Consider the following 11,932-nt stretch of genomic DNA (forward strand, 5'->3'; position numbering starts at 1 on the left):
TTTACATAAATAATTTTTCTTTTAAATAAGTGATACACCGGTTGGCAGCATCAGATTCTCCTACCATACCACCCTTTGTGATGATGGACACACCTTCAAAGTCTCCCTTTAAAAATGTTCCGTAAGCTGCAAGGGGAAGTACTTCATCAAGCAGGCATAAACCGGCAGTATTAAATTTCCTGCATATAGCCACTGTAATGTCCCCTCCGCTGCTGTAAATCCCTTTAAAGCTGCTGTTTTCCGCAAAAATCCGGCGGGCGATTTCTGCAAAGGAATCACATATGATTCCCGTCATTTCATCTATGCCGCCTTCATAACCTGCCTTGTACTCTTCAAAGTCAATCCGGTTTTCAGGATAAATTCCGTCTCCCGTAACTGTCAGGATATCGTAGGCACTGCTGGCCTTCAGCACGGCTTCTGAAACCTTTTTAATCTCATCCTCCCGGCTTTCTTCACTCTCTAAGAATCTGGCTGTCTCCACGAAAACATTATGGGCTGTACGCTGGGTCAGCCACAGTTCTTCCATCTGCTTTTTTGTCACTGGATTTACGCTTCCCACCACGGCCAGAATCTTATTTTTCCTCTCTCTGGTTGGGGGAACGATCAGCTTTCTGGCAATGGTGGCCGTAAATACTCCCGGATCCACCGCCGCAAATTTCAGCTTGCTGGTAATGGCCGCATCCGCAATCAAGTCCAGGTCCTCCTGGGTCACACAATCCAGGACGATGATTCTGCATCCGCTGTCTGCAAGGGCCTTCATCCGGTCCGCCAGAGCATGTTTTCCTTCCATCATCCCGTTCATCTCAATGCTTCCCACCTTGTACTTGGTCTGCTGTTCAAAGATTTCTGAAACAACGGAGCTGGTAACCGGGTTCTTGGGGTCTAAGGCCGCTTCCGTCTTATGGAGGGGAAGGCCTTTGACCATCATATATCCGCCGATCACAATTCTGCCGGAGGCAGGAAAACAGGGGGCACAGATAGCTATGTACTCAGGTCCCAGGGCATCTAAGAGCGCATCGGTCTCGCTTCCTACATTCCCCCGCAGCGTGCTGTCAATCCGCTTGGAATAGACAATCACTTCCTCATTTTTCAGCAGATTGGTGACATTAAAAACCCGGTTGTAGGCTGCCGTGCTATCCAGCCCCCGGCTGTCCGTAGGATACATAACACAATCGCACTGGTCAAACAGCGACAGATTGATGCGTTCCGAATTCATCGCAGTGTAGGTCCGGTAATTCATCTTCTTCAGCAGAACCCCAGTGGCATTAGCCCCTGTTAAATCATCTGCTACCACAACACATTGAGGCATACTCCCTCTCCCTTCTCCCTATGATTTCCGGTTGGAAAATGCTTATGTCCGGAAATGTTTTGTTTGTTTATGTTCATTCTAATGTTTATTTATGTTCCTAATCTTATATCAGTTGGTTGTTCCTGTCAATATATTTTTTATTTTCTTTTTATTTTTATTCATTTTCACCAACTCTCCTTCCCTCATCCCTGTTTTCCATAAACAAAAAAAGAACCGGGTACATATTTCTATATACCTGGTTCTTTCTGAATTCTGCTGTTTATTCTGCTCCAAGAGCCGCCATTGTAAAGTAATTATAAGGTTTATTAAAATGAGGCAGAAATAAAATATCCGTCAATTTCAGCCTGTCTATGGTAACCTGTTCCTGGATTGCAAGGGAGAACAGATGAATCGCCATGGAAATATCATACTCAGAACACATCTGAGCACCCAGAATTACACGGGTCGTCTTGTCATAAACGATTCTGATTTTCACCTTGTAGTTGTCATGCTCAATAAAGGCCGGCTTCTGGGTATCCTCATAATCGGTCACAGCCGCATCATAGCCCAGGGCTTTTGCCTTGGTGTAAGTAATACCTGTGGAAACCATCTTCAGATTCCAGATGCAGATTCCATTCGAACCCTGAACACCGATGGATTCAATCGAAGTGCCGCAGGCATTGTGAGCTGCCACAATTCCGGAACGGACCGCATTAGTAGCCAGTGCGATATAGCTGGTCTTTTGAATGGAATTGTCGAATACAGTAGCACAGTCGCCGATGGCATATACATCGGGATTGCTGGTCTGCTGGCGTTTATCCACCAGATAGGCTCCGTTTTCAAACAGCTCCAGCCGGTCTTTTCCAAGACAGCTGTTGGGCTTAAACCCAACTCCCAGAATCACCATATCCGCCTTGTATTCATGCTTATCGGTAATTACCTTTTCCACCCTGCCGTTTCCTTCTATCTTCGTTACGGTTTCGCCGTAAGCCAGACGGATGCCGTGGTCTTCCAGGTTTTTCGACATAATATCGGAAAATTCCTGGTCATAGTAGCCTGATAGGCAGGTGTTCACGTTGTCAATTAATGTAACATTTTTTCCCACGCGGCGGAAGGCTTCTGCCAGCTCCACACCGATGTATCCTGCTCCCACAACTGCCACATCCTGAATGGAATCCTGATGAAGTTTGTCAATAACGTCCTTGGCATTCTGGTACAGCTTTACAAACTGAACGTTTTCCAGTTCCTTCCCTTCGATGTTTGGAGAAATGGGCAGGGAGCCTGTTGCGAGAATCAGCTTGTCATATACCTGCTCATAAGTCTGCCCGTCCTTGCCTTGTGCACGGACAATCTTGTTGTCATAATCAATGGATTCCACCTTTGTTTCCATATAAACCCTTGCGCCTTTTTGCTCAAAGATTTCTTTGCTGCAGTAAAATAAACCGTCAGCGGATGAAATCTGGTTTCCGATCCACAGAGCCATTCCGCAGCCTAAGAAACTGATGTTGTTGTTGGAATCAAATATAACCACTTCTTTATCTTTATAATTATCTAAAATCGTATTAATTGCTGCTGTTCCGGCGTGATTTGCGCCGATTACCACAATACGTTCCATAAAAAAACCTCCTCTGTATCATAAGAGCCTGCAGGTTTTATCCTGTTCATTGTTTTCATATGCATTATAACACATTGTTAAAATAAAAACAATTACTATTATTAAAAAGTTTTCTAGTCTTTCAATATCCCCTTGCAGAGCTCGCAGGCCGTAGGCGTGGCCGCCGCTCCCCCCAATGCTGTTTCCCGAAGCTCCATGGGCATCCGCAGTCCCACCCGGTAGGATGCCTCTAAAATCTCATCAAACGGAACCACTGACCTGGTGCCGCTTAAGACAATTTCCGCACATACCAGAGCATTGGCCGCTCCAACGGCATTGCGGTTCTGGCAGGGCGCTTCCACCAATCCTGCGATAGGGTCACAAACCAGTCCCATAAGATTGGTGATGGCAATGGAGGCCGCTCCCAGACACTGCTCCGGGGAACCTCCCATCAGCTCCGATACTGCTGAGGCAGCCATGGCGGCAGACGATCCCACCTCTGCCTGACAGCCTCCCTGTGCCCCTGCCACTGTGGCATTTCGCATGATCAAATATCCCACTGCCGCCGTATGAAACAGGGCCTGTACCATCTGCTCATCGGAAAAGCCAAATTCCTCCTGGAGAGCTGTAAAAACTCCCGGAATGATTCCCGAAGACCCTGCCGTGGGTGCCGCCACAATCAGTCCCATGGAGGCATTGACCTCCAAAACACCCATGGCATAGGCAATGGCCTTAGAAGTGACGGTGCCGCATATGGAATGGCCTTCCAGCCGTCTGGCATTCATTCTGGAGGCCTCTCCCCCGATCAGGCCTCCCATGGACTTTACCGGCTCTTCGATGGCCTTTCTTACAGCCCGTTTCATAATCTGCCAGGAATGGGTCATGCGGGCCATAGCGTCCTCCCGCTTCACTCCCAGTTCCTCTTCCTCCCGGCGCAGCATGATCTCAGATATAGGAAGCCCCTGTTCCTTACAAAGCTTCAGCAGTTCATTTCCTGAACGAAAATCCATAAAGTTTCCTCCCTTATTCAATCAAAATGGCGCTGAAAATAGACGGATGCTCTTCGATCTGATGGACAACGCTTTCTGAAATGGTTTCATCTGCCTCAATGATTGTATAGGCATTTCTGCCCTTTTCCTCTCTGTATAAATGCATGAAGGCAATGTTAATGTTATTTTCGCTTAAACAGCCTGCAATGTGGGTAATGACTCCCTGGGTATCCAACTGTTTTACAAGAATGGTGCTGTACTCTCCGGAAAGCCTGATGCTGACTCCGTCAATGGCGCTAAGCTCTGCTCTGCCTCCTCCGGTGGAAATCCCCCGGATCACCATATGCTCGTCCCTGTCGGTGGTCACGTCAATGTCAACGGTGTTGGGATGGACATCGGCCTCCTCTGTGTTGATTTCAAAGGAAATATCCACTCTTCTCTCCTTTGCAATCTTAAGAGAATTAGGAATCCGTTCATCGTCAGCCTGAAATCCCATAATTCCCGCCGCCAATGCTCTGTCCGTACCGTGGCCTCTATAAGTATGGGCAAAGGATCCATAGAGAATAAACCGGGCAGAAACCGGCTCTCCCTTTAACAGCTTCCGGGCCAACTCCGCAATGCGCAGGGCTCCGGCTGTGTGGGAGCTGGAAGGCCCGATCATGTTGGGGCCGATCACATCAAATGCACTGATTAATTTCATAGGCATAAGCCTCCTTCTAAAAATAGAATGTTCATAATAACGCACAATATGCGGTCCGATTTTACGGACCGCATAAAAAGCTTAACGAGGAGATATTTCTGGCGGGATGGCACTTACAAAAGGCTTGCCGCCCAGATTCCTATTATGCTCTTCTTTGGCTTTTCTTATAATCTCCGGATTTTCCAAAAGATCAAGGGCCGTCATGGCGATGACCTTTCCGGCAGCCATCATTCCCTTATGGGCCATGGTTGATTTGCCTGTTGCAACCCATTGCCAGGAATGGGCGGGAGTTCCGTTAGGAGCCGTCGTCAGTACTGCCGTGGCAGTGGGAATGGTCCAGCTCACATCTCCCACGTCTGTAGAACCGCTCATGGGCTTAGATGGGAATGTGAGAGGGGCAACCAGACGGTTAATGGGGCTTTGGGCCTCTTGATCAATGGTATCCTGATCTGCATCAGGAAGGAATCCGCTGATCTTTCTTGCAATCTGGTTTTTGGTGCTCTCCGGAAGCTGGTCAAAAAACTTTCTGGCATATTCCATTTCTTCCTCCGTATAGGAAAGAGGAGTAACCTGCTTTAAATTTTCATACATGACTTTGCCCAGCTCCCGGTTTACCATATAGCTGGCACAGGCGGAGTCAAAATCAATTTCAACCTCTGTATCCGTCATCATGGCCGCGCCCTTTGCAATCCTTACCACCCTGTCATAAATCTCCCTTGCCTGCTCTGCTTTAGGTGCACGGACAAAGTAATAAAGCTCTGCCGTAGGCTGCACAACATTGGCAGAGGTGCCGCCCACATCGGTAAATGCATAATGAATCCGTCCTTCGTCAATGATGTGCTCCCTTAAGAAATTCACACCAATGTTCATCAGCTCTGCAGCATCCAAAGCGCTTCGTCCGTGTTCCGGTGCCGCCGCCGCATGAGCTGCACGGCCTTTAAACCGGAAATAAGTCTGAAATACAGCTAAGGAACTGAAATCCCACATCCCTGTGGAGTCCATAGGGTGCCAGGTAAGAGCTGCATCCGTCCCCTCAAAGACCCCGTCTCTGGCCATAAAAGCCTTTCCATAGCCGCTTTCCTCCGCAGGACAGCCAAACAGGCGGATGGTGCCGGTCATGCCTGTTTCCTTCATATAGTCCTTAATACCTGCCGCACCTGCAAAGGCGCCGGCGCCTAAAAGATGATGGCCGCAGCCGTGGCCGCTTTCTCCTGCCTTAATGGGCAGCGGTTCTGCAACATCACATTGCTGGCTCATATTGTTTAACGCATCGTATTCCGCAAGTATTCCGATAACCGGACTGCCGCTGCCGTATTCAGCAATAAAAGCATCCTTCATCCCTGCAATGTCCCTGGTCACCTGAAACCCCTCTTTTTCTATGGCATCGCACAAAAGATCAGCAGATTTTTTCAGGGCAAACCGGGTTTCCGCAAACTCCCATATTCCATCGGAAATGCTTGTGAACAGTTCCTCTTTTTGTTCAATTAGTTCTATAATTCGTTCCTTGGCGTTCATGCAGTCTCCTTTCCAGATCGATTTTTATGATAAACATTTATTTTGCGGCCCTGCTGCTGATGGCAATGGCTGCTAAGACGGAAATAATCATAGTAAATAAAAGCAGATAACCCTGAACCTGACCATAAGTGGAAGCAAAGATCACTCCCGCCGCAGTGCTGATAATAAGCGGTGTAACTGCCAGAGGAAAGTTCTTGCGCAGGTGGGGAAGCAGCATGGTTCCCAGCAATGCAGGCATAACACTGCTGAATCCGGGCTGCAGCACAGGATTGCTTAAATAATGGATAAAAGGCGTAAATATGAACATACCCGCAAAGATGATTATGGTAGTGGTGATGGAGGACATGCCGATGGCAAGAACAGAAACAACCTCTCCCTCATCACTGTGAGGCTCCACATTCATCAGGCGATGGCCTGCTGCGGCAGCAGGAAGTTTCATATTCATAACATTCCCCGTTATGAAAGAAAGATATGTTCCCCCTGCTCCCAGTATCGGAGAAAAAGAAATAACCTCCGTAAGCTGAGTAGGAATAAACACGATACAAAGCTGTATGGCAGCAGCTGTTATGACCGGAATATTCAGCTTAACACCGTAAACAAGGGTTGTCACCATGGGTACCATAAACATCAGTGCAATACCGGCAAGAGTGGACCAGCGGCCTAATCTATGGATGGAGCTGTAATAATCGTTTTGTTTCATGGGTCCTTCCTCCTTTATTTAAGTAATTGGCTGAATACAATTGCAGAAACCATGCCCAGTACAAGGCTGATGGGGAAGCAGAATTCCGACAGAGCCTTGATATTGCTTTTCTTTGCCAGAACCTCTAAAATTGTATTAAATGCCATGGAAACCAGCAGCACCAGCAGGGGCACAAGTCCAACGGCACCTGTGGCTCCTACCCGGAAAGGAGCGGAAAGATAAGGGCCGGAAAAGACACAAAGGAGCGCAATGAACATGGAAGCAAAAATAGCCTGGAATTTCTTCTCCTGTTTGCCCTTTAAAACCTTAATTCCCTTCTGAATCAGCTTGGAGCCAAAGGCCGTATACAACGGTCCCCATATAATACCAATGGTCATAACCCACATAGCACCCACAAATGCTTCAAAGGAAAAGTCAGGGTCAGCAATTCCGGTAAAACCAAATGCCTTTGCAGTAACATCTGCCTCCATATTCTCATACACGCCGGAACCAACCACACTAAGGCGCAGCCAGGGAAAATACCGCCCAAGAGTAGGCATAAGCAGCAGCAAAATAATCAGGATTGGCAGACTTGGCAAAATGGATACTACGCAGCTGTTGACCATAACCTTTTTCAAGGCTGCCCTTTCCATCCCAAGCTCTACTCCCCTGGCCCATGCCTTTCGCATGAAAATAACAGACTGGACCAGAACAAATGCGATGACGATTCCGCAAAGCAGAAATACGACACCACCATTGGCAATGTTTAAATAATCCTTCATACATATCCTCCTTTTTGTTCAATGGGCGATCGTCTCATGAGGATATATTACACAAAATATTTTCAAAAATAAATATATTTTTGTATATAATGCAGGGCATTTTCATATTTGTTTTTTACTTTCTAAAAATCAGGTTAAAAAAGTGAGGTGATTTTTTAACCTGATAAGGTTTTTATTGTTTTTTAATGGTGTAAAGCACCAGCCCGTTAAAGGTGAGATTTGTACGAAGGGAATAACTGCCTGTGATTTCCTGATTCCAGAAATAGCACTCCGGATATATGGCATGCTCCAGATAGTCAATCACCTCCGGATCATTAAGGTCCGGCATCCCCACTCCTAACCAGCGGCCAAATACACCTGCGCTTCCCTGGTCAAAAACAAACTGTTTCATGCGGTAAGTCCCGGACTGGAGCCCTTGAAGCAAAATGGTAATCTGATGAATTTCATGCTCAACGAAATAGAAATCCACAGAATAAAGGGGATTCATATAGTAGGGGTGGTAAACCGCAATACAAAACTCATCCATTCCTTCTCTGGTTACCATAATACTGTCGCCGCAAAATACCATCTGGCCCTTTAGCCGGTTCAGCGCCTCCAATACAAAATACACAGGACGCCTGACCTTTTTCACCCAAAACAACCCCAGGATACCGAAATCATAAATCCCCTCTATTCTCTGGGTGTGGTAGGTGCTGGCAGGAAACCCCACCGCCTCCACCTTGCCCCGAAGCTGAAGAAGATTGTCAAAAATCAGGGCGGACCGGAAAAAAGCACCTGCTTCTGCTGAACCGCTGCCTGTCAGCGTATTCCATCTTGTCATATAAAGAGGAGGAACAAAAAGGCCGTATTCTGTAAATAAAGCCTGAATCATTTCCAACCGGTGGACGCAGAAGTATTTTAGCTGTTGTTTCGTTCTTTCATTATCCTGTTCCGTAAAGGGCCTGGGATATCCGTGAAACCCGGCAAATTCCGGGGCATTCTGAAACTCCTTTACTGTGCCGAAGAATTTCTGCCGTCCTTCTTTTTCAGGAAGCAGGGCCCAGTCAGGAATTAAAATACCCACATGCGCATCAATGCCTTTTTCCCTGAGAAGCCCCAAAAACCAATGATAAAACCGGCCAAAAGGCTGCAGATGGTCCGGGTTTTTACAGGCAATTTCAAACCTCCACTTTCCTGTGGCACGGCGGGAATTATGGGACCGCAGCACATCGGCAAAGCAGGACAGCCGTTTTTCATAAGCTGTTAAACAGCCTTTATAGCGATCCATCTGGCGTGAAATATCAATTTGCACATAGGGAATCATTTGAAGCTTCTCTATCTGGTGAATGTACTCATGACAGATATAATTTTGATAAACTGCCTCCTGTTTCACCTCCACTTCTTCTAAATCAAAGTCCTCAAAATAGATAAACTCAAAGTGAAGCTGCCTGCCGGCTTCTGCAAGCTGTTCCATCAGTTCGGACTGGAGCACATCCGTGATACGGCCTGCTCCGATCATCTTTTCAGGTTTTCTTAAGGGCTGTCCCGTTTCTTTTGATAAATCCAGTTCCACCGTATCCGGCGAGTATGTAGGCATATCCTGGTGCATATCATGTTCTTTCATATATTTGACCAGTTCCAGCAGGTTATCCTGGATATTGGAAGTGATCTCTTCAATTTCATTTTTCTTGTCTTCGGAAGCTTGGGCATGGAGTTTCCGGTATTCTCCGGGAGCCTTTCCATACTGCTTCTGAAAGGCGGCAGAAAATGCCTTGGCATTGGCAAACCCATGTTCCATGGCAATTTTAATGACGGGCTTGCTGCTGCCAATGAGGCTCACCACAGCATGCTCCAGACGCACTTGGTTTAAATACTGTAAAAAGCTTATTCCCATCTTGCTTTTAAAGTATTTGGAAAAGTACTGAGGAGACATATATAGCTGTCCGGCTGCATCAGTCAGGGTAATGGTGGAGGCATAGTTGCGCTGGATATAATCTAAAATTCTGCTTATAGACTCCTTGCCTTGGATTTGCTCCGGCAAAGCCCGCTCTCCTTCCACCTGAAACCGCTGCATCAAGGTCACTAAAAAGCGGAACAGCAAGGCATAAACTTCCAGATTAGCTCCCTTTTCATTTTTCACCTGTACCAGAAGCATTTGTGTAAGCAGACGCTTAATTTCATGGAGTTTATCAAAATCCGGCTGCAGGATGGAATTGCAGCAAAATGAGCTTTTCAATACCTCCCCGCACTCTTCCTTCAAAAACTCTTCGTCTATATACAGCATAATGGCAAGATTGTTGTATTCCCCGCGGCAGGCATGGATGTCCCTGTGGTTGATCAGTATAATATCATCTGGAAGCATATTATAAAGGTCGCCGTTGATTTCCACCTGAAGCCTTCCCCTGAGCAGCAATATGCACTCCAGGCCGCTGTGGGTATGGGGTTTTATGTTTTTAATGCTGTTAAGAGTAATGTTGATTGAAGTCTGATTCATAGGCAGGTCCTCCAACTATGCTCAAATGGTCTTTGCGTTCCGGTTCACCCGTTCTACTGTTCCGACGAGAACTGCGGCAAAGGCCAGCAGATAAAAGGGATACAGCTTAATGGACACATATTCTGCCAGAACCCCCATGAAAAGGGGCATGAGGGCAGCCCCTACATAGGCACATGCCATCTGGATTCCCATAATGGCCTGGGACAGTTCCTTGCCGAAATTCTTTGGGGTTTCGTGAAGCATACAGGGGTATATTGGACCGCATCCCATTCCAACCAGGATAAAACCGGCCCCTAAAAACCCGCTTCCCCTTCCCAGAAGGATGGTGAAAATCCCAAGAAGTATGACTCCCTGTCCTATTCGGATCATCTCTTTGTTGGACAGCTTTATGGCGGCAAAACCATTTAAAAACCGGCCAAAGGTAATTCCAAAGTAAAACAGAGAGGCCCACTTTGCCGCAGATTCCGGTGAAATCCCTTTTTCCATTACCATATAACTACTGCTCCACAGACCTGCGGTGGCCTCCAGAGCACAGTAGCAGAAGAAAGCGGTAAGAATGGGCTTTGCGCCTTTCATTTTCAGGATTTCCTTTATGGTTAAATGCCCGCCATCTTTGGTTTCTTCCTGCCTCTGCTCAGGACTTTTCTTCCAGAGGGGAAGGGAAATCATCAGCATGGCAGCCAGGATGATCTGGATAAAGGAAATGGAACGGTAGCCCATGGACCAGGGCATTCCGCCTGTAAGAAAATATCCCATAATATAAGGCCCAAGGGTGGCTCCCACGCCCCAGAAACAGTGAAGCCAGCTCATATGCCTTGCCTTGTAATGGAGGGCCACAAAATTATTTAAAGCAGCATCCACCGAACCTGCTCCAAGGCCGTAAGGGATGGCCCAAAAACACAGAATTAAAAAAGAACCGGAAATCGAAAAGCCCCACAAGGCTATGGCCGTCATTGCCACGCTGACAGCCGTTACCTTTCCGGTGCCAAATTTCCGGATGAGGCGGTCACTGTTTAAGCTGGAGATAACCGTGCCTCCTATGATGATGGTGGAAACAACTCCTGCATAGGATAAAGGGACATTAAGCTGGCGGTACATGGACGGCCAGGCTGACCCCAGCAATGCATCCGGAAGGCCAAGGCTGATAAAGGATATGTAAATGATGACAAGTAATATGGATAGCATAATTTCCTCCTGTAAAATAGCAGTCATCTGCTGCTATAGTCCATATCATACCACGAAATCCTGGATTTTTTCTATATTATTATTGACGAAAAAATATAAATGAAATATTAAAATGAGGCTTATTTTATTTTCAAATATACTATGGAACAATTTCATTTTTTTTGGTATAATGCAAAGGAAAATAATATCTTTATATTTTCTTATTATTCTGGCTATTCAGCCACTTTATTACCCATGAAATAAAAATGCAGCCTATACACCAGATGACAGAAGAATAACTTGATTGGAAATCTTTCTTACGCTATAATAAATTTAAGAAGGCAAATTCTCCTTTTGGGTTATGAAGAAAAGGAGAATGGATGAACCGTGACACCAATTTAATCAGCTCCAGAGAAGGGAGAATTGCCGCATTGCAGAAGCTTAATTTATTGAGCAATACGTTCATGTCGGTAGCCCTTCAGGATGAAGAAACCTGCCAATATGTACTGCGTATCCTGATGGGAATTGATGATTTAATGGTCCGGGAGGTTAGAACCCAATATACCATATCAAAAATCACATCCCACGGGGCAATCCTTGATGTGCTGGCAGAGGACAGCAATGGGAAAATTTATAACATTGAGATACAAAAAAGAGACACCCTGGATCACGGGAGACGGACAAGATTCTATCATTCCATGATAGACAGCGAATTCCTGCAAAAGGGGAAAGATTATGATGAACTGCC

At 46.4% G+C, this 11,932-nt stretch carries 10 protein-coding genes; 1 reads left to right on the forward strand and 9 read right to left on the reverse strand.

Annotation, left to right across the window (positions count from 1 at the left end):
• Position 1: 1 nt before the first annotated feature.
• From V7M78_RS14815 to V7M78_RS14855, 9 genes are all read right to left on the reverse strand, one after another.
• Positions 2 to 1,309 (reverse strand): four-carbon acid sugar kinase family protein, encoded by a 1,308-nt coding sequence (locus V7M78_RS14815; RefSeq protein WP_333650895.1) that lies wholly within the window; start codon positions 1,307 to 1,309, stop codon positions 2 to 4.
• Positions 1,310 to 1,568: 259 nt separating this feature from the next.
• Positions 1,569 to 2,903, reverse strand: a complete 1,335-nt coding sequence (gene nox / locus V7M78_RS14820) for a H2O-forming NADH oxidase (protein WP_333650897.1) — start codon at positions 2,901 to 2,903, stop codon at positions 1,569 to 1,571.
• A 113-nt stretch (positions 2,904 to 3,016) separates the two neighbouring features.
• The gene (sdaAA, locus tag V7M78_RS14825; RefSeq protein WP_333650899.1) at positions 3,017 to 3,892 is read right to left on the reverse strand and encodes an L-serine ammonia-lyase, iron-sulfur-dependent, subunit alpha; all 876 of its coding nucleotides are present in this window, start codon (positions 3,890 to 3,892) and stop codon (positions 3,017 to 3,019) included.
• A 13-nt stretch (positions 3,893 to 3,905) separates the two neighbouring features.
• Positions 3,906 to 4,571: an L-serine ammonia-lyase, iron-sulfur-dependent subunit beta gene (sdaAB, locus tag V7M78_RS14830; RefSeq protein WP_333650901.1), complete on the reverse strand. Its 666-nt coding sequence runs from the start codon at positions 4,569 to 4,571 to the stop codon at positions 3,906 to 3,908.
• 81 nt (positions 4,572 to 4,652) lie between these two features.
• Positions 4,653 to 6,086, reverse strand: a complete 1,434-nt coding sequence (locus V7M78_RS14835) for a M20 family metallopeptidase (RefSeq protein WP_333650903.1) — start codon at positions 6,084 to 6,086, stop codon at positions 4,653 to 4,655.
• A 37-nt stretch (positions 6,087 to 6,123) separates the two neighbouring features.
• Complete coding sequence (locus tag V7M78_RS14840; RefSeq protein WP_333650905.1) at positions 6,124 to 6,786, reverse strand: hypothetical protein; 663 nt, start codon at positions 6,784 to 6,786, stop codon at positions 6,124 to 6,126.
• 14 nt (positions 6,787 to 6,800) lie between these two features.
• Positions 6,801 to 7,547 (reverse strand): DUF5058 family protein, encoded by a 747-nt coding sequence (locus V7M78_RS14845; RefSeq protein WP_333650907.1) that lies wholly within the window; start codon positions 7,545 to 7,547, stop codon positions 6,801 to 6,803.
• A 172-nt stretch (positions 7,548 to 7,719) separates the two neighbouring features.
• Positions 7,720 to 10,020 carry a helix-turn-helix domain-containing protein gene (locus V7M78_RS14850; protein WP_333650909.1) on the reverse strand — a complete coding sequence of 767 codons (2,301 nt, stop codon included), beginning with the start codon at positions 10,018 to 10,020 and terminating at the stop codon, positions 7,720 to 7,722.
• Positions 10,021 to 10,041: 21 nt separating this feature from the next.
• Positions 10,042 to 11,205 (reverse strand): MFS transporter, encoded by a 1,164-nt coding sequence (locus tag V7M78_RS14855; RefSeq protein ID WP_333650911.1) that lies wholly within the window; start codon positions 11,203 to 11,205, stop codon positions 10,042 to 10,044.
• A 359-nt stretch (positions 11,206 to 11,564) separates the two neighbouring features.
• Here V7M78_RS14855 and V7M78_RS14860 point away from each other — a divergent pair.
• Positions 11,565 to 11,932: PD-(D/E)XK nuclease family transposase (locus V7M78_RS14860; protein WP_333650913.1), on the forward strand; the 368-nt coding region annotated here is incomplete at its 3' end.

The organism is Lacrimispora sp. (assembly GCF_036758025.1).
In the GTDB taxonomy this organism is placed as follows: domain Bacteria; phylum Bacillota; class Clostridia; order Lachnospirales; family Lachnospiraceae; genus Lacrimispora.